We start from the raw sequence: 18,724 nt of genomic DNA, 5'->3' as shown, positions 1-18,724 counted from the left end.
TGTCCGAGTACGATATCATTCTGGTGGGCCTCGCCTTGCTCTGGTGCCTGCTTGCTGGGTCTCAGATATAGCGGGGTTGGCCGAGAAGGGTGGAAAGCTCAAGGCGATCGCTTAGCCCGGCGGCTGCCACATGTTGAGCGACGGTGGCGCGCTCGGCTTCGGTTGTGGTTGAGCCGAGCACGATGCGTTCGATCAGAGTGGGAAGATCGACGTCGACGAGGATGCCGTGTTCGGGAACCCGGACGCCAAATTCCTCGGCCATCCTAACGGAGATTGCAAGCCGATATTCCCGCTCCCATTCAAAGGCCCTGTGCTTGAAGAAGAACCGGTCGAGCATGGCGACGCCGCGCATCCGAACCTGGGTCAGGTCGACATATTGAACCGGACCACCCCACAGATCCTCGACGCCATATTCAGGTTTGAGCCGAAAGGGTTTGAAGGCGGCGCTCATGCGATCGGGCGTCGTGCAGATGGCGATGCCCTTGTGCTCTCCGGCGTAGAGCTTCCACATCGCATCGCTCTCATAGGCGGCACGGTGCCAGGCAGCTTATCTTGGTCAACCGTTTGAGTTGGAAGAAGGCGCGCTCCACACTCTCCATTTCGGCGTAGCGCGGATCAGGCGGCGGCACGTTCAACTGGACGGCGACGGCGCCTTCGAACGGATCGATGAACTGGTTTGCCGATGCGAAATAGAGCCGGCTCTCCGCGAGCGTTGAAAGGAAGCGCTCGAAACGAAAGTAGTTCCAGAGCGTCTCGTTGCCCTCGACAGCAATGTCGCCAACCGTCCGCACGATGCCGCCCATGTTCTCGCAACGCCCGACGTTTATTACCGAACGGTTATTTTTCTGTGCCTTGCCTTGAAACTTCACCAGTCGGTGATATTTTTCCCCTACGAACCGTCTTATCACTGAACGGTCATAGGATGTCAAACATGCACATTCGGGGTGTCGACGACGTTCGTCACTTTCTGCGGGAGGAGCGCAAGCGGCGTGGGCTTACCCAAAGCCAGCTCGCGGATCTTACGGCGACCTCGCAAAAATGGATCAGTGATTTCGAGCGTGGCCGCGTCGATCCGCCAATGTCGATCGTACTCAAGGTGCTGGTGTTGCTGGGCGTGACGATCGCGTTCTCGCCGGCGACAATCTCGGCCAGCGACCCGTCAGACGCAGGATCCGAATTCTGATGCCCGCATCCATCCGACTCTACGGTCTTCCTGTTGGTGTCCTCGATGTTGCCAGGGATGGCGCCTTGTCCTTTCGCTACGAGCAGGGCTGGCTCGAGCGCACGCAATTGCCGCATCATCCGCTTTCTTTAGCGCTCCCTCTCTCGCCAGATCCCTACGACCATGACCACGCCGGCCCGTTCTTCGATGGGCTGCTGCCGGATTCCCAACAGACGCGCGAGGCTCTGGCGCGCTATCTGCAGGTCGATGCCACCGATGATTACGCGCTGCTCTACCAGCTCGGCCGTGATTGCCCGGGCGCGGTCACCGTTATGCCGCTTGAGGATGAGGTGATCGCCGACGAGAATGTCGAGACGAAGTGGGACGTGCTGGACGATGATCGGCTTGCCGAATACATCGAGGCCTTGCCGCGGCGGCCGCTGTTCATCGATGCCGACGGAGAGCTGCGGCTGTCACTTGCCGGGGTCCATCACAAGGCTGGGGTCGGCGTCGTCGATCGCAGGATCGCGCTGCCGAGAGGGCACACCCCTAGCACTCACATTCTAAAGGTCGACATCGACGGTCTGCCGGACTCGATCCGCGTCGAGCATTTCTGCCTGCGCCTGGCTGCGGCCGTCGGCATTCCGGTGCCGTTCTCGACCATCCGCGTGGTCAAGGACACGCCCTACATGGTCATCCGGCGATACGACCGTGTCGGCGTGAACGGGCAAGAGGTTTTCCGCCGTTTGCATCAGGAGGATTTCTGCCAGGCGCTCGGGCGCTTTCCGCGGCAGAAGTACGAAAAGGATGGCGGGCCGGGCTGGCAGGAATGCTTCGAGCTGATGAAGAAGGTCAGCGACGTCGTCACGGCTCGCACGCAACTTCTTGATCGCGCGATCTTCCAGTTCCTGGTTGGCAACCCGGACGCCCACGCCAAGAACTACTCACTGGTCTATCGGCTCGATCGCATCGAGCTCAGTCAGCTCTATGATGTCAACAACGCCGCTGCTTTCCGGTCCTTCTACAAGGAGCAGCGTCCGCGGCTGGCGATGTTCGTCGGTGGCAATCGTGATCCGCTCACGCTGACGCCGGAAAACTGGGAAGCCTTCGCCAAGGATACCGACTTCCGCCCCCGCTACGTACTTCGGCAATTGCTCGATATGGCCGAGCGCCTGATCCCGGCAGCCGAGAAGTTGCTCGCGGAAGTGAAAGGGACCGAGGCCGACAGCAAGCTGCTGGCGCCTGCAGTCGAGGACATCGTTCAGCGCTGCACCGCAGTGCGCGCCTGGAGCGCATAGCTCAAAGATTTCCAGCAGCGCCGCTGCTCGGCGTGGATTTCATAATGTCCGTCAGGAGCGCGTCGATGCTGCCGGCCGATGTAGCTAGCCTTCCATCGACAAAATGTGGAAGGTTGTTCTCTTCTTCATAGTCATAGCTGGCCTCGAAATCCTCAACGGCTTCCCCCGCCAGGGGGCACGCCTCGATCCCTCAGGCGCTCATAGGCAGCGACGACAAAGTTGAACAGAGCGGGGTTGATGTTCACGACCGGACCATACCAATGGAACATCTGTTGGCAGGCCTGCCGAGTCTCCTCCTGATACCGCTTTGTCGTCTCTATCGCCGCGACGACGTTGTCGCGTGGGACGAGGCACAACGTCATCAGATCTGTCGTTATCGGATAGCCGCCGATCGGAATGAGTCTGACGACGTGCCGCAGTTCCTGTTGATGGTGGAAGTAGTTGCGGAGGCACTTGAGCGCCGCAAATTCCTGGACGTCGAAGAAATCGGCAGCAGCTCCAACCTTCAGTCGGTCATTGAGACTGTGTGCCGCCTCCAGGAGCGAAAACAGTGTGTCGCGGCTCGGTGAGACGCAATGCGTCTGGTAGAGCCGAAAGAACCTTTCGGATGCTGCGCCAACATTGGCCAAATCGACATCTTCTGTCACACCGAACCTCCAATCGAATATGCGCGTGTCGAAGCCGTCATGCGCCGTTCTAGCCCGAAGCCTGCGACGAACCGCACTGCAGAAAGGCATCCTGGTTTTCTGGAGGCGACGGTGAGGTTGCCGCGCCGATTAAGGCACACACGCATCCACGCGCAAGCCGTCGAGCGTCCAGTCGCACTTGGCTTGGTATGTCCTGCATCGCCTGGCCATGGAGGAAGTCGCTTCTCTCCTTGAAGAGCGCGAGGTATCGCTCGCCGGCAGAGGCATCGTCCAGGAGCGCCGCCAGGCGCCATGCGACCCGGGCCGTCGCGCCCTGGCGCCGTTGTCTGTTAATTTTCGGGCGCTTCCTCGGGTCATGGTCGATCGGCTGTCCCAATGCGGCCTCGATCACCGTGACATGCGCAAGAAACTCGTCGATCCCATCGCTCGCGAAGGCCTGGATCGCGAAGTGGTCGATCGGGCGATGAAATAGCGGGGAACGTCGAGCCTCCAGGAGTTCAGTCCAGGCTGCATCATCCAGATAGGCTGTTTGGGGTATCGCAGCGTCGGTCAGGGGCAACCGCGTAGGCCGTTCAATCTCCACCATGGCGCCGTCCTCATCTTCGTAGAAGTCCGGCTCCCACGACAATGTGTCGGCATCGGGCGGCGTCGATCGGCGCGCAAACAGGTCGTCTGACAGCGTATGGACCCATGGCACGCGAAAGGGGCGCCAATCCAAGTCGGAATAGCTGGTGACCTCCTCCCAGGGGGCGGTCAGTAGCGCGAAGAGCGCAGCTTCGACCGGAGCGGGGAAGTGCCTTTTGTGCGGTTCGATCCGCCCGAAATCCTGTCGCAGATCGGCGAACAGTCCGGGGAGAACGCGGCCGCCAGATTTTCCGGGGAGGACCACGGTTTCTTCGACGACGAGCCAGGCAAACCGGCTGAAGCGCTGGCTGTCGAAACGCCAGCCGGGCCGTTTTTGCGACAACCCATCGGGGTCGAGGAGATCGTCCAGCTCCTCTGCTGTGAAGTTTCGAATGGCATTGGGTCCAAAACGCAGTTCGGGGACATCGTCGCCGAGATCAAGCGGACAGAGATGTACCAGATGCGCTTCCGTCTGCCTGAAGGCTTGGTCAAGGCGGGCCGCTGCGGTAGCCGGGGAGACAGCAAAGCGGGCGGGTTCGTCGTCGCTCCAGCGAAATCCGAGACCGTAGAGGGCTTGGCTGAGGGCGACGTTCACGGCGTCCTTCGATCCCGCTGATTGATACAGCCCCTGGCAGGTTTCCCCAAGCCTCACAAAGGCGGGGGACGCATATAGATTGCCAGCCACCGGACCTTCGTGGCGCCACAGAGCGTCGACCGCGGACACTAGCTCAAAGGGGAGCGGGTTGTTCAGGACGCGAACTCCTTTGACTATCGGAAGCTGTCCGAATGCGGTGGGTCAAATAATGTAAGGTGCGGCGAGCTGTAATGTCACGGCTGCTGCGCGCATTAGGAGAAGATCCGTGCGATCAATCGTTCCCATTGCAGAACAACTGGACCGCGCACTTGCTGAACTGGCGATTGATCACCCCCTCAATGGGCGGATCGCACTCATCCTCGTCGACAATGGCCTTGAGCTGATGTGCCATCAAAAATGCGCTGACCTATTGTTCGAGGATAGGCACAGGAATTCCCGCAGGCTCACGCCGGAACAGCGCAGCGACGCACGTGGCCGCGCCTTCGACAGGAAGACCCAATTTCTAAAAGAGCTCGGTCACATCCCGCCCGATCAGGTCCGGGCGATGGCAATCCTGCACGAGTACCGGAACCAACTCTATCATGTCGGGCTCCGCGACGATCCGATCATCGGGCAGCTTGCGCACCTCTATTTCCGCCTGGCTGCTGGGCTGCTCGAGCCGCTCCTGAGTGCGCAGCGTCATCTGCGCTGGGAACCTGAAGTCGTCAGCGATGCGGCACGTCGACTTTTGCCTGAGTTGGTAACGACGAAGTACCGCAGAGCCAGGGTCGATATGACCGGACTACGCGATCGGCTGGTCGCGGCTTGTCCGCAACCGCCAATGCCGGTCGAGCGAGCGTTGAGCGCGCATTTGTTGTTTCGCGTCGACCAGGCGGAGGCGGCTTTCGGCATAATCGCCAAGGGACGCTCAGGAATAGACGACCCTGTCGATACGCTGCGGACGATCCAGCTAGAAGCTGACACGATCGCCGCAATCGTTCGTTTTCGCCGCGATGGCGACAAGGCGCTGAAGGCGAAGGGCCTCCCGCCCAAGCCACTCGATGTGGACGCGCTCGGAATGGCGCGAGGGACGAAAGTGTTAGTCGATCTCAATGCGCGCCTGCTGCCTAGCTGGAAGCCCAGATACCCGCAGTTGCCGTTCGAGAGCTGGAGAAAACGAGCCAACTCGATTGGCGCCAAACGGACGGCCCTGACCGCACTGGAGATGTTTGACCAGATCAGGAAGGAGATTGACCAGTTGGAAGAAATCATGGCCGAACCCATCGAGGACATGCACGGGTGGCACCAGCACCTCGAAGACGTCGCCATGGACAGCCGATAGCATTCGGTCGGTGCGGTCATGATGACCTGCATCGAGGAGTGCTTTTCAGCAGTGAAGCTGTAGAATCCACATCATGAACCAGACACGCCAACTGACGATCTTCTGCGGGGGACCGCTGGAACACGACTCGGAACGTGTCTTCCTGCGCGCCCTCGTTGACCATCTGGCGCGAGGTGCGACGGCGGCCGTCGTCCTGTGCAATTTTCAGCTCAAAGGTCGACAGATCGACTTCGTCGTGGCGACGGAGAATGCCGTCGCCCTCGTCGAAGCAAAAGCCACCAAGCTTCCGGTTCGAGGCGAGATCAATGGCGCGTGGGAGCGGCTGTCGCCGTCCGGGGAGTGGGCATCGTTCCGCAACCCCTATCAGCAGGCGCTCGACGCCAAGAACCGTCTGCGTGATGCCATGGCTCAGGCGGCGCCCATCGGCGATTTCTACCCGGATGGGTTCGTCGCGATGACCGGCGAGCTCCCTGCGGGGTCGACCGTCACTTCGGGCGACTTCAAGGTTCGGATCGGGTCTACTGACGAAGTCCTAGCTGCGTTAGGAGCGACGGGAGGCAGCCCGTGGTCACTCGCGGCTTGGCAGGACTTTGCGCGATCCTTGAAATTGACCGCTACGTCCGTGGACGTCGCGCTGGCTGCCGAAAGTTCCTGGGCGTTTAGCGAGTGGGCGGAACGATATCGGCGGGCGTTCGCTGCGGAATACCAGCCCGATGCCGATCTATGGATCCCGGAAGATGACGAGCAGGCAGAGGCTCTCATCGCATCCACCAATGAGCAGGCTGGCAGCTTCTTGTGGGGACCATCCGGGTGCGGCAAGAGCCTGATGGCAAAGTGGCTGGGCCTCCAACTGACAGCGACGGGCGCCATCTGCCTCTTCGTTTCGGCGAAGCTGTTTTCGGGCTCGTGGGCCGAGGCGGTTCAGCGCGAGATTTCGCTGCTTGTTGATTCCTACGATCCGCGATTCCTGCGCCGGGCCACGCAATTGGGGATACCGGTCGTCCTGATCTTTGACGGCTTGAACGAGCTATCGGCCGACAATGCGCGACAAGCGCTGCGTGGACTCAGGGCTCTCGCAAGGCGGTATGAGGCGCGGGTGGTTGTGACGAGCCAGGAGTCCCGTCCAGAAGGTCTGGCTGGCCTGAGCAGCGTCAGCGTCGGGAAGCCGTCAGAGACCTTGAAGGCACGCATCGCCGAACAGGGACATGGAGTCTTGACCTCGGCGGCAAAGGACGTGCTGCGCGGCGTGCGGAGCGGGTTTGAGGCGCGCATCGTAGGTGAAATCGGCAACGAGCTGCGGTCAAACGTTACGCGCCTTGAACTCGTCGACCAATTCATCCGCACGCGACTGGGTCCACATGCGCGTTCGGGTTCGCTGGGCCTTCGACGGCTCGCGGCGCGCCTCACCGACGAAATGGCCTATTCCCTATCGGAAACTGCCTTCGATGAGTTCATGCTGGCACAGCACCTGACGTTCGACGATTGCGAGGCAATTCTGCGGGCCGGCGTTCTGGAAACTCGAGGCGGCAGCGTGTCCTTCAGTCACGAAATCTTTCAGAGCACGTACGCCGCTCAAGAACTGGTCAGGCTGGCGCAGACGGATCCCTCGAAACTTGGCGTCCAGTTGGGCACGCCGCTCTTTCGTCCACTGGCCCGCGACATCATCGCCGCTCTCGGCACGGAGCCGGCTGGCCGTGCGGTGCTGGACGAAATCACGGACGCAGACATCATTGCCGATGCCGCCGACGGTGAACTTGGTAGCGTGGCGACAGCGACCGCCTGGGCTATTCTCGAGGCCAGCCACGCTAGTCTTCTCGCCGAGATCGCGCAGTCCAAGCTGGTCCTGACGAATGGTGAGGCTTTCAAGCGCCTCGAATGGGAAGGGCACATCGAGTCTCCGCCGACGAGTCGAGCCCGCTATCAGGCCTTGGGCGTTCGCGCGGCCAAGGGCACGGGCATCGAGGAATACCTGGTTTTGTGCCGAGCGATGGATGCAAAACTGCTGGAGGAACGATCACAGCTTGCCGAGGCGGCTCGTGAGGGCAACGTCGCCTTGCGCAGTGAAGCTTTCGCACTGGCCTATTATGGCTTCGGGCCGCGACACAACTTCACGCTCGCCGCGACGCAGGCTGACGCAACGAGGTTCACGCATATCATCGGCAATCGGCCACCGAGGATCGCGATGCGGTCTCTTGTCGGCTTGACCTCGGGCGAGCTCCTGTTCGTTCTCAAGCAACGCCATGAGCTGTTTGGCAAAGAGGATGTCACGCGATTCACGCTTGAGCTGACCGAGGTATTGCGCACGCGGTGGAGATACGAGCCCTATCATGTCCGGCTGGAACTGCTGCACATCGTCGGGTTCGTGCGGGACGCCGAGGAGACGGCGAGGGCTGGCCTTATCGAGGCGATCAACTCCCTCGAGATTCACGCCTGGAACTGGGCGTTGAATTCGAGCGTGATCGATGCCCTCAAGATACTGGGAGCGCTTGACGACGAGGGCGAAGGGCAGCGAGCTGCAATTCGTGAGGAGGTCGTGGCGGTGATCGGGGAAGCGGACAGCGACGACATCCGCGAGCAGGCTCTCAGCGTCTACACGCGGATGTTCGATCACCCGTTTGATTGGATTTATGCCGAGGAAGTCTACGCGTTGCCGGAGGAGACTCAGCGTCTGCTGTATCGGCGGGCCTTTCAGGCTGATGGGATCGGCGATTCCATGAGCGTGAGATACTTGGCGCAAAGGATCGCGGAATACGAAGAGGCATCAGACGCTCCGTTGTTCTCGAACCTGGCGCGACTTCCGTCCCAGACCAACCCGATGAGCCAGGACGAGATGGCTGCGTTCGTGCTGGCGGTTCGCTTCCTCGCACGACACGCTGGGCCGCTCCCGGTTGTGGAGGCCGAGAACGATGCGCAACAGTGCATGGTACTCATCAGAACGCTGGTCTATGCTGCCGAGTCCGGGCGCGACGCCGACCGGGAACAGGCTCGCGCGGCGTGGGAGCAATTGCACGCACTCCGTCCGCAACGCGTCATCGGTTGCCTTGCAGAGATCAACGAGTCGCTGGCGGCAAGTCACGTGGCGGAGCGACCGCCCAACTATCCCGCCCTCAACCTGGTCGATGTGTTTCCGGCCGACCTGCTCGCGGTCAGCCGGAAGTTGGTTGATGAGGGCGTCCCCCCGACATCGTATCATCGGGTCGGCTTTCGTGATCGGGACCTGCATTTCGCCTTTGGCGTGATTGCGAAGCACGGCGACCGCAACGATCTCGGTAGGCTCCGGCGTGTAACTGCAGATCACCCGTTTTCGCAAAAGGCCATAGAGGTCATCCGTGCAATCGAGACATCCGCAACGGCCATCAACCGATAGCCCAGATTCGCGGATTCACCGCTGCATCCACAAAGGCCGTGGCAATGCGCAGTACCTGCCTCATCGATTGGGGCGGCGCGCTTACCCTCGCCAAGATGGGCTGGCCTAGATCTGGTCGAGTTCCTAGCCAGCTCTCCGAAGACAATAGAACGCGGATCGACGGACTCGTCCGGTTGCATGGCGTAATCCTGGACCTCAGCGCGCCGATCCTGCCGACGAAGGGCTTGGGCGATTGGCTGCCCGCGCCACCGGCGTAGCTTGCGGATAGATTCGAATCGCATATGCTGGAGCATGGCTGATCCGGCCATGCCGTCCACATTGGCGAAGCCTGCGGGCAGGAATGAACGATCACCCCGTATGAACCTCTCTCCAAGGTGCACGGGCCAAGTGGACGCGCCATTGCAGCACCGCCGGAGCGGTTCCATGCGAATCCATTTTCCCGATCTCATTCGGCCGAAACAGGCCGCAAAACATCTCGCTCGAGGTTCGACCGAGCTGAAACTGGCAGCGGTGCACGAGGCACTGGCGCAGGCTCTGGGCTATCGAGACTGGCACGAGCTTTCGATCACGAGTCACCCGAACGGTCTCGCTGCTCCAGATGGTCCAGGTCTCCAGGCCGCGCTTCTCACGATTCTCGAGTTGGCTGATGCCCTTGGCCTTCCGGACGGCCATGTCCAATATGCCGTTTCGAGAGCGCGCCTGCTCCGAGCGACGCCGTGGTCGATCGATGAGCACATGGTCCTGCGCGCATCGATCTGGAGGCGACGTGTTTTCGGGACACCGGGCCGCGGCAAACCCGGAACCGTCGTGAGAGACAAGGCCTATGGCTCAGGCGCCCCGGCCTATCTTCGCTATCCCGGCCGTCCCACCTATCTGCTCTTCGACACCGGATTTGGTACGCGGGCCGACTTCGAGGTGGCCACTCCGCGCTCCCCGCTCCCGGACTTCGTGCCCTCGCGGATTTGGTTGCCCTACGGGGTCTGGCAGCTGACGGACGAATCGGAAGTCCTGTTCTCGCGCGACTACCTACCGATGTGGCGCATATCGGACGATGGAACGGAGCGCCTTGCTCCCTGGCTATGGATTAAGGACATCGCGGAAGAAAACCACTTCGGCAGTCCTGGAACCGCCATATGGGCCTCCGGTCCCGCTCGCAACAGTGCCGTCGGCTACCTTCAGCGCCATCGCATTTTCGAGTTGCCGATGCTGACCGACATCATGCCTCACCTGTTCGAGCCCCACGTCGAGTCCTTGCAGGACGGTGTTGCCCGCCTCTATGCCGCTCGACGCGATGCGGAGGCGCTGCCACCCTACGCCGACCTCAACGATCGTGTTTTGGCGTGATCCCCAGTTTGTTGCCATTTCGCACGGCAAGGCGCACTCGAATCTGCTAAGCGGTAAGTATTGATGGGCTGGGACTATATGGCTGCAGTCAAAAAGAAGACTAATCCGCCGTTAGATGCACGTTTCACATTCGCAGAAGACTCGTTTTCCCGGTTGACGGGCGGGTGGGACTCTCACCTGCGCCCTGCTGTGGGCGTGGCAGACGGCGAGCCATATCTGTTGCGCTTGTTCAAGAAGACGGGCACTGCGCTCGACGATGATCTCCGGGTAATTGTCGGGCGTGGCCTGAGGCGCATCCGGCGTGTGCTTTCCTCCCGTCGCGCGAGAGACGTCCTGGTCGAGGTTCTCGAAACTGCAGAAGACCAGTATGAGCTGGCTATCGTTATGGTAGACCCCGGAAGTCCGATTTCCGGAGCATCACAGCGCCGGAGGACGAGGGAAGGGCGCTACCTTACGAGCGCAAGTCGTGGGGTCTTCTGGCGGAATATGGTCCGCGTGGCAGAGGCGCTTGCGCTGTGTCACGACGCCGGCATCGTGCACGGCGGCGTCAGCTTGCATTCGATATTCTCGCAGCGAGACGATAGTGCCGACTATCGGCTCGGTGGCGTCGAGGCATGCGTCCACATTGCGGACGGCGATCTCAAAGAGCCCGGGCATCTGCTTCGCGCGTCTGCTGTCATCTCCTTCCGACAAGACTGGATGGACTTGGCTGCGGTCGCCGGCACGCTGCTCGGCCTCGATGGTGACAACCCGCCCGCGCTTCTTTCCGTCGAGCGTCGAATGCTGGAACGGCTGGCCAGTCCCCCGCAGTTTCAACTGTTCGACGGTGCGGTCGTCCTCGACGAATTGAGAAATGTCGTCACCGAGCTCCACAGGGTTGGCTCCAGCTCGGAGGGCGAACTCGTTCTTTATCCTTCCCGGGACGTGGTTCAGAGCGATTTGCCGGCCCTCTCTTCGGGCACGATACCCGCAGCGGATGGCGCTGCGATCATGCAGTTTGTTGCCGACAATCTGTTGTCGGCCGGCGTCCGCCTTGTCCCGGCCGACCAGGACACCGTTCGCGTCATGACAGACCTCGCGGTCTATCATGTTCGTGTCATGAGCGACTCTGTCGGGATGATCGTAGCGGCACATCAGCGTCGCCCAAACGAATGGATGCACGGCGCTGTCGACATCGTCCATCAATTGCATCTCTCCCGAAATCGAGCGAGCTCGGAAGAGCGGGTCCAAAACCTCGGGCCAGGCGCCAAGCGCTGGCGGGACCTCCTTGAACCCATCCGGCCGCCGACGGGACGAGCGACGTTCCAATATGGTTTGCTCTCATCCTCCTCGAGGCCTTTACCCTGCTAAGGGAACAGTTTCGCCTCTATCCGGTCCATGTGCTTCCAACAGCCAATGCCGAGACCAACGTCGTCTGGCTGATGCCCGCCGATGACGCAGGGCGGGATGCGCAGCGTGAAACAATAGGGCTGCGCCCGGCTGCTGAGGCCCTCAGGCGCGAGCTGAAGTATGACGACGGAAAGGCAAACTGGACGCTTTCACAAACGGCGCGTCTGGCGATGGGCCGGGAGCGCGTGCCGGAACTCACCTATGAAGGCAGCGGCCTGATCAACGGGAAGATAGCGTTCGCATTCGGCACCAACCTCGCGATCCAGGCCCGGCAACGGCTTTTCCTGCGCCCCCGCAAGGACACCGGCACCGAACGTGCCATCCGACGACGGCTGCAGAACATCGTCGCCGCCAGGTCCAACGTCGAGCTTCTGAGGGCTTTGGACGATCCCGCGCAGGTTCGAATGGATGACGTGCTGCGCGACATCGCGGCACCCGGCTCGCCGCCAGCCGACGTCGACATGGAAGAATCCAAGGTCGAGGCATGGCAGTCCATCGTCGAAGGCAGATCCATCAATGTCGTTGTCGGGCCGCCTGGGGTGGGCAAGACCTTTTTGATCTCGCACCTGGTGACGAGCATTCTGCATGAAACGCCCGACGCTCGAATCCTCGTATCATCCCAGAACCACGAGACGCTCGTCCACATGGAGGACGAACTCCGCAAATTTCTGCCCGCGTCCTCAACCATCGTCGTTCGCGTCGAGCGGTCGCGCTCCAGCGAGAAAGAGAGCACGCTGAGGCGGAGATCGCAGTTCCTGCTGCGCTCCGTGTCGAAGCCGGATCCGGCCAGCGCCGCGATCATGACGAACCAGCTCAACCAGATCATCCAGGCCCTCAAACCCGTCGATACGTCCGAGCAATCGAGCGCCGACCGCGCTCTCCGCGACACCGATAATCTGATGCTGCGCTCCTCGGATGTGACGCTTGCAACCACGTCGTCGCATATTCTTGAGGAGATGATCGCCGACGGCGAGCAGTTTGACTGGGTCTTCATCGAGGAGGCGGCGCGGGCCAACGGTGCCGAATTGATCGGTGCTCTGCTCTTGGGAAACCGTCGGGTGATCATCGGCGATCACAATCAGCTCTCGCCCTTCGATGCGGCGGATCGCCAGAAATTCTACGACGCGAGCCGGGCCGGTGAGCTCCTGCGTGATGCCAAGGAGAAGCTCGCCGCGATCTCCGATCTGCCGAGCGAGGTGGAGTTGGCGCTCGAGGCGTTGAAGGCAGATCAGTTTCTGCTCAGCGACGTTCTCGCTATAGCGTCACGACTTGAAGAACCCTTCAAGTCGATTGCCGCGCGTGAAGAGATGAGGTTTCGGGACACCGGGCGCCCGAGCACGATCGCCAACACGCTGCGTGAGCAGAGCCGTATGCACCCGGTTATCTGCGAGCTCGTTTCCAACACCTTCTACAAGCGATCGCTGGTGTCCTCAGATCGGGTGAAGGCTCGCCAACCGGCCGTCGAGTGCGTCGACGGATTTCCGGCTTCTCCCATCGTCATTTTGGACCTGCCCTCGTTGAGCGTCGTCAAGCGGCGGGCCTTCGAGCAACCGGCGAAACGCTCGTATCGAAACGAGGTCGAGGCGACGGCCGTTCTAGCCGCCATGAAGAAGCTGCGCCCCATCATCCGCGAGGGCAAGCCGGTGCCAACGCTCGTGGTGCTGTCTCCGTACCTGGCGCAGGTCAATCACCTCGAACGACTGCTCAAGCCTCACATCGACACATCCTCGGGCACCCTGTTTGGCTTTATCAGCCCTCGAGGTGATGGAAAGTTCGTCTACACCAGCGACAGTTTCCAGGGCGGCGAGGCCGATGTCGTCGTGGCGAGCCTCGTGCGCAACAACGTCCTTGTGGGCACCAGAGCCCTTGGCTTCATCAAGAATCCGCAACGCCTGAACGTGTTGCTCAGCCGCGCCAAGCACAAGCTCGTTCTCGCCACCAGCCGGCAGTTCATCCGCAATGCGGTTGAGGGGATCGACCCCGACGCGGTCAATGACGAACTCGGCTTTCTGCGGACCATGCTCGACGAAGTAACCCGCTTGTCCGAAGCCGACTTTCCGTCGGTTGGGAAAGGCGCCTCCATCATCCCCGTGGATGAGCAGGGGAGGCCGATTCCATGAACAACATCTACATCCCGGCGTGGCACTATCGCGCACCCGGCATCGTCCAGCGGACCTGGGGCTGGAGCCCGGTTGAGGAAATGATCCTGCTATCACTCGACCGAAGCCCGGGCACGATCAATCACGTGTCAGAGGCGCTCAAGATTCCCCGACAGGTGGTCGGCTCCACTGTGGCCCGGCTCATGCAGTTCGGACTTGTCGAAGTCCGACTCTCGCCGCACCCCGTCCTCGTCACCAGCAGTATTGGTCATGACTTCATCCGCACCGGGCGCGCCCTTCCTGAACGCTCGGTCGATCGTGAGATCGGCATCAGTGTCGTCTACGAGAAGGTCGGACTGTCCGTCTTCAGGACGAGGGACGTCGACACGATCCCCGTCACCAAGCTTCCCGCCAAAGGCGCAATCATCCGGTTTCCGGAAGGGGAGCCACCAGAGACCCACTATTCGATGATGCAACGCGTCAACGAGTTCATGGTCGGCATGCTGAGGTCTGGTGAATGGCTGCGCGGCGTGCAGGCCAACAGCTCGTTCCTGGAGGCGAAATTCCTTGTGCTCGATCTCGATGAGATCGGAGCTGGCGTCTTTCCGCAAGGCGCGAGCGACCAACTCGTCGAGGCCCTCAAAGCAACGGTCAAGACCGGCGTCTTACCAAAGACCACGACACCGCCGCCCGAGCGTTCCGTATCCATAGAGACCCGGTTCAGTGCCAGCGACCTCGTCGTCGGGGCCGAGCAGCACTTGCAACGCTTCGAGCAGATTGTCGGTGCCGCCAAATCCAACGTATTCGTCCTGTCCACGTTCGTGGCTTCTCAGTCCGATGAAAAGGGCATGGATCGTCGGGAACGCATTGTGCGAGCTCTCGAGGATGCGTGCAAGCGCGGCGTGAGATGCCATCTATTCTTCGGCACGTCGCTCGATCGCGCCAAGCATGCCGCAGCCATGCAGGAACTCTATCTGCGCCTATCCGCTGCACGGCAAACCAGAGGATATCTCCTGGTGCAGAGGGATCCTGTCGAGAGTCATGCCAAGTTCCTCGTTGCCGACGACGGCCACGACGGCGCGGTGATGCTGATGGGATCGTGCAATTGGCTCCACTCTCCGTTCTCGGCCGTTGAAGTCTCCGCCGAGCTCAGAGAGCCCAACGCGGCCGCAGAAGGTCTGGATCTGCTCCGCGAGATTGTCTCCAGGCTCTCAAGTGCCAGCCGATCCGTGGAGACACTACAGTTCATGGCATCCGAGCTGCGCCGCCAGCGAAACATGCTGTCCACCTCTGAAGAGGCGCAAGCGCCTGCAGCGACGCTGACGATCCTGTATGCCGCTGACCACGAGCGCCTGCTGCGCGCTGCGGCCCACGATGCGCGACAGCGCTTCGTCTGTTGTACCAACAAGGTCGGCGCGAACATGGTGCCGGCGCTGTTCGATCCCGCCGAGGTCGCTGGCCGGCGACTTAGCGGCGTTCGCATCTACTATTCGCGCCGGACCGGCCCGGTGAAGCGCAGCCACGTGACAAAGCATCGGGAACGGCTCCATGGCATAGTCGACCTCACAGGCGTGCCGGAACCGCAGCTGCATGCGAAGTTTCTGGCCTGGGACACCGACCATGTCGTCGTCAGCAGTCTGAACTGGGGGTCCCAGTCTGGACTCGAGGACAACCCGCTCGATGAAATCGGTCTCTATCTGGAGGGGCCAAGCCTGGCGACGTCGTTGCTCGACAACTTCGAGCGCGAACTCGAATGAGATGGCCGCGGCGATCCGTTATTTCAGGCGTGCCGTATCTTCGCAGTTGGGGAACTGGCTGCAGCCCAGAAAACGGCGATTGGCGATTCCGGTCCGCTCGACCAAGTGACCGGCCCGACACGCCGGACACTGGCGCAGAAGGTCGCCGGCGACAGTCTCGAAGCGGAGGTTGTCACCGGCGATCTCGGAGAGCTCTCGGATGTATCGGGATGGTTCCCCGGGCGTTCCCCATCGTGGAAGCTTGCGGATTTGGCTATCACGGCCGAACTTCGGGGCATCCTGTTTCCGTCGCTGCGCCACGCAGGCGGCACCAACCTGGTGGTCTTTCCGGCCAATCGTTCAGCTGAGGGCATGACTCGGCAACGCCCGATCAAAATACCTGGTCCTCAACACTATCGCCGTAGGCTTCTTCCTCTTCGCCGCCCCTCTCCCCAACAAGCCCCACCGAAATGTCTCCCGCCAGTAGCTTTTCCTTCGACAGCAGCCCGGCGTCCTCGAGCGCCTCGAAATCCGGCAGGTGGCGCAGCGTGTCGAGCCCGAACTGCGACAGAAAATTTTTGGTCGTTACGTAGGTGTAGGGCGCCCCCGGCTGCGGCGAGCGCGGCCCCGAGGCGATCAGATCCTGCGCGCGCAGAATGCCGATCAGGTCGCGCGACACCTCCTTGCCGAAGAAGGAAGAAAGCTCGCCACGCGTGATCGGCTGGAAATAGGCGATGCACATCAAAACCAGCGCGTCGGATTGCGACAGTTCTTTTGCCCCCTCGCCCGCTGCCGTGCCGAAGGCGGCGCGGATGGCGTCGCCAAAAATCTTCTTGGTCCGGTGCTGCCAGCCGCCGGCGATCGCGACCAGCTCATAGGGGCGGCCGGCGAGCTCGGCGCGGATGTCGTCGATGATCAGCTCGATATTGCAGTTTTTTCCCACCACCCGCGCGAGCACACTACGTGTCACCGGTTCATTTGCCGCAAAGATCACCGCTTCGACGCGGCCCATCCACTCGCGCCAGCGCAGTTCTGCCGGAAGATGCTCCAGCTCGGTATCCAGCAAATCCGGCTGACCGTTTGGCTTCCGGCGGGCAGACGCTTCGCTCATCGCTACAACCCAAACAGCCGAAAGGTGGTACGGCCGGAGAGCTCGCGGACGGCATCCAATTGTTGCAGCCGGTCGAACAGGCGCCGCGCCGCAAAGCGGGACAGGTTCTTGGTCGTCAGCGAGCCCGAAACGGCGTCGTCGTCGAGCAGTTTTTGGATCACCTCGCTCGCCCCCTTTGCCCTGAGCTTCGGTGCGACGGCGATGAGCCGCTCCGCGCGCCGCGACAACTCGGCGGCCAACCGGCAGGCGTCCGCGGCGGCCGCAACGAGCGCGACGCAAACCGCGCGCTCAAAATCTTTGTCCCCCGGCCGAATGCGCTTGCCGCCGGCGTCGGGGCGAAAAGCCGGACCAAAGGCCTGGGCGATCAGCAGCGGCAGCGACCGCGGCCAGCGCAGGTTTTGCGCCAGCACCAGGTCGGCGAGCCACCAGGCGAAGAGCTCGGCATCGGGCCGCATGGCGACGACGTGGGCGGCGATCGCCGCGGCGGCGAACGGCGCCGGCCGCTGCAACCCCGCCAGGTTTTCGATCTCCGTGCAGAGGTTGGCGAGCGCGGGACCGTTCCAGTGAAGACCAAGCTGGTCGAGGGTTTTGGCCAGCCGATCGGCGCTGGCGATGGGCGGCTGCGCGGAAAGCTGCCGCCAGGCGCTATAGATGGCGCCGGCGGGGCCGGGATCGGCGCCGGCCGGGCGCAGGTACCAGGCGTCACGCAGGGCGGCCTCGTCTTCTGAGCGGCCGGCGAGCCGCATGCCGGCGGCGGCACAGCGAAGCGCCAGCCGCTGCCGCCAGGCCCCGGCCCAGCTGGCTTGCGCGCGGGCGAGCGTGTCGAGCGCGCCCAAGGCGGCGCCGGCCCGGAAGGCGGCGTCTGTGTCGCTGACGTCGCGGGCGGGCGTGAGTGCCCAGGCCGGCACGGTCGGCGGCGCGGCGCGGCTGGCAGTCGCGGGATCAAGGCGAATCATGATTTTGGAGGGTAAAGTGGCCGTGCGCTTTTCGCCATCAATTTCGCGTTAAAACGCACAGCCTGTCGTGGCGACAAAACGAACGATAATATTGCATTATCGTTCGTTGTTTACGAGCCTTCGGAGCCATGGTAGAATACGCCAGAAAGGTAGAATTTTGGAGTCTTTCGTGTCCCTGAACATCAAAAATCCGGCCACCGTGGCTCTCGCCGACGAACTCGCACGCCGCCAGGGCATCAGCAAGACGGCAGCCATTCATCAGGCCCTGAGCGAGCGCTTGCATCGCTTGGGCTTTGGAGAGACCGCTCAGGAGCGTCTGCTGGCAGAATTGCGCGCCATCCGAGAAAGAGTGGCACGATTGCCTGAACTGGATAGTCGCAGCGACGAGGAGATCATCGGGTATGACGAGCATGGAATCCCGAACTGATGGTGATCGATACCTCAGCCGTTGTAGCGATCCTTCGGAGCGAGCCTGAGGCAGCAAGGCTGGAACGAGCGCTGATCTTGGACCCAATCCGTCTGGTCCCGGCAACCTGCGTGCTCGAGGCACGCATGGTGCTGGTCAGCAGGCGCGGCGAACACGTATTGGCCGAGATCGATCTTTGGCTGCGCAAAATCGAGGCCGACATCATTCCTGTCGACTCCGAATTGGTTGATCTGGCGACCCAGGGTTGGCTGACCTACGGCAAAGGCCACCACCCGGCGGCGCTGAATTTTGCCGATTGCCTGTCCTATGCTTTGGCAAAGCGTGCGGACGAACCGCTGCTTTTCGTCGGCAACGACTTCTCCCAAACGGATATCGAAGCGGCATGAGCTTGACTGACGACGCTCCAAGATCATCGGCTGCTTCCGGCGATGACGACATGCCCGACATCGTCGACGTCGTCATGGAGATGGACGATGCCGACTACGGCTCGCCCCCTCCCCTTCCAGCCATCGCCAATCCCAGCCTGCCTGCGCATTGAGGCGCTCGCCGGCCGCGCGCGCGACTATATCGAGGCGGCGAGTTCGGCCAACACGCGCCGCGCCTACGCAGCCGACTGGAAGCATTTTTCGAGCTGGTGCCGGCGCCAAG

Annotated in this window: 15 protein-coding genes and 3 pseudogenes; 11 read left to right on the top strand and 7 right to left on the bottom strand. The window is 61.8% G+C overall.

The window, feature by feature from the left end; translation table 11 throughout:
* Positions 1-61: 61 nt before the first annotated feature.
* Positions 62-511 carry a DUF2971 domain-containing protein gene (locus tag NKH63_RS12470; protein WP_352911332.1) on the bottom strand — a complete coding sequence of 150 codons (450 nt, stop codon included), beginning with the start codon at positions 509-511 and terminating at the stop codon, positions 62-64.
* Between the two features lie 10 nt (positions 512-521).
* On the bottom strand, positions 522-803 hold the full coding sequence (locus NKH63_RS12465) for a hypothetical protein (RefSeq protein ID WP_352917929.1): 282 nt from the start codon (positions 801-803) through the stop codon (positions 522-524).
* A gap of 128 nt (positions 804-931) precedes the next feature.
* Here NKH63_RS12465 and NKH63_RS12460 point away from each other — a divergent pair, with 128 nt between their 5' ends.
* A complete protein-coding gene (locus NKH63_RS12460) occupies positions 932-1,183 on the top strand; it encodes a helix-turn-helix domain-containing protein (RefSeq protein ID WP_352911328.1) in 252 nt (83 codons plus the stop codon).
* The gene (locus tag NKH63_RS12455) at positions 1,183-2,460 is read left to right on the top strand and encodes a type II toxin-antitoxin system HipA family toxin (RefSeq protein WP_352911325.1); all 1,278 of its coding nucleotides are present in this window, start codon (positions 1,183-1,185) and stop codon (positions 2,458-2,460) included. The genes NKH63_RS12460 and NKH63_RS12455 overlap by 1 nt, the downstream gene beginning before the upstream one ends.
* Positions 2,461-2,612: 152 nt before the next feature.
* Here the strand turns inward: NKH63_RS12455 and NKH63_RS12450 are convergent, their stop codons facing one another.
* A complete protein-coding gene (locus NKH63_RS12450; protein WP_352911322.1) occupies positions 2,613-3,107 on the bottom strand; it encodes a hypothetical protein in 495 nt (164 codons plus the stop codon).
* Between the two features lie 49 nt (positions 3,108-3,156).
* Positions 3,157-4,326, bottom strand: coding sequence for a hypothetical protein (locus tag NKH63_RS12445; RefSeq protein WP_352911319.1), 1,170 nt, complete (start codon positions 4,324-4,326; stop codon positions 3,157-3,159).
* A gap of 265 nt (positions 4,327-4,591) precedes the next feature.
* Here NKH63_RS12445 and NKH63_RS12440 point away from each other — a divergent pair, with 265 nt between their 5' ends.
* The 5 genes and pseudogenes from NKH63_RS12440 (at position 4,592) to NKH63_RS12415 (ending at position 15,603) form a co-directional block, all read left to right on the top strand.
* Positions 4,592-5,647, top strand: coding sequence for a hypothetical protein (locus tag NKH63_RS12440; protein WP_352911316.1), 1,056 nt, complete (start codon positions 4,592-4,594; stop codon positions 5,645-5,647).
* Positions 5,648-5,720: 73 nt separating this feature from the next.
* Positions 5,721-9,014, top strand: coding sequence for an NERD domain-containing protein (locus NKH63_RS12435; protein WP_352917928.1), 3,294 nt, complete (start codon positions 5,721-5,723; stop codon positions 9,012-9,014).
* A gap of 423 nt (positions 9,015-9,437) precedes the next feature.
* Positions 9,438-10,358: a hypothetical protein gene (locus NKH63_RS12430; RefSeq protein ID WP_352911310.1), complete on the top strand. Its 921-nt coding sequence runs from the start codon at positions 9,438-9,440 to the stop codon at positions 10,356-10,358.
* Between the two features lie 219 nt (positions 10,359-10,577).
* Positions 10,578-13,867 (top strand): annotated as a pseudogene (locus tag NKH63_RS31335) (DEAD/DEAH box helicase).
* Positions 13,864-15,603 carry a phospholipase D-like domain-containing protein gene (locus tag NKH63_RS12415; RefSeq protein WP_352917926.1) on the top strand — a complete coding sequence of 580 codons (1,740 nt, stop codon included), beginning with the start codon at positions 13,864-13,866 and terminating at the stop codon, positions 15,601-15,603. The pseudogene NKH63_RS31335 and the gene NKH63_RS12415 overlap by 4 nt, the downstream one beginning before the upstream one ends.
* Positions 15,604-15,621: 18 nt before the next feature.
* Here the strand turns inward: NKH63_RS12415 and NKH63_RS12410 are convergent, their stop codons facing one another.
* Entirely contained in the window at positions 15,622-15,741 is a 120-nt protein-coding gene (locus NKH63_RS12410) for a topoisomerase DNA-binding C4 zinc finger domain-containing protein (RefSeq protein WP_352917951.1), read from the bottom strand.
* Here NKH63_RS12410 and NKH63_RS12405 point away from each other — a divergent pair.
* Positions 15,709-15,906 (top strand): annotated as a pseudogene (locus NKH63_RS12405) (hypothetical protein); the annotation flags it as partial. The gene NKH63_RS12410 and the pseudogene NKH63_RS12405 overlap by 33 nt on opposite strands.
* 67 nt (positions 15,907-15,973) lie before the next feature.
* Here the strand turns inward: NKH63_RS12405 and scpB are convergent.
* Both scpB and NKH63_RS12395 read right to left on the bottom strand, forming a co-directional pair.
* Positions 15,974-16,693, bottom strand: coding sequence for an SMC-Scp complex subunit ScpB (gene scpB / locus NKH63_RS12400; protein WP_352917925.1), 720 nt, complete (start codon positions 16,691-16,693; stop codon positions 15,974-15,976).
* Positions 16,694-16,695: 2 nt separating this feature from the next.
* On the bottom strand, positions 16,696-17,649 hold the full coding sequence (locus NKH63_RS12395; RefSeq protein WP_352911304.1) for a DUF1403 family protein: 954 nt from the start codon (positions 17,647-17,649) through the stop codon (positions 16,696-16,698).
* A gap of 169 nt (positions 17,650-17,818) precedes the next feature.
* Between NKH63_RS12395 and NKH63_RS12390 the strand changes: the two genes are divergently transcribed.
* From NKH63_RS12390 to NKH63_RS12380, 3 genes and pseudogenes are all read left to right on the top strand, one after another.
* Positions 17,819-18,076, top strand: a complete 258-nt coding sequence (locus NKH63_RS12390) for a type II toxin-antitoxin system VapB family antitoxin (RefSeq protein WP_031195575.1) — start codon at positions 17,819-17,821, stop codon at positions 18,074-18,076.
* On the top strand, positions 18,076-18,462 hold the full coding sequence (locus tag NKH63_RS12385; RefSeq protein ID WP_352917924.1) for a type II toxin-antitoxin system VapC family toxin: 387 nt from the start codon (positions 18,076-18,078) through the stop codon (positions 18,460-18,462). Before NKH63_RS12390 ends, NKH63_RS12385 begins: the two co-directional genes overlap by 1 nt.
* Positions 18,459-18,724 (top strand): annotated as a pseudogene (locus NKH63_RS12380) (integrase); the annotation flags it as partial. The gene NKH63_RS12385 and the pseudogene NKH63_RS12380, both read left to right, overlap by 4 nt.

This window comes from Mesorhizobium sp. M0960, from assembly GCF_040319055.1.
Lineage (GTDB): Bacteria > Pseudomonadota > Alphaproteobacteria > Rhizobiales > Rhizobiaceae > Mesorhizobium.
The sequence above is the reverse complement of the archived record's forward strand: the minus strand, read 5'-3'. Positions and strand labels throughout refer to the sequence as shown.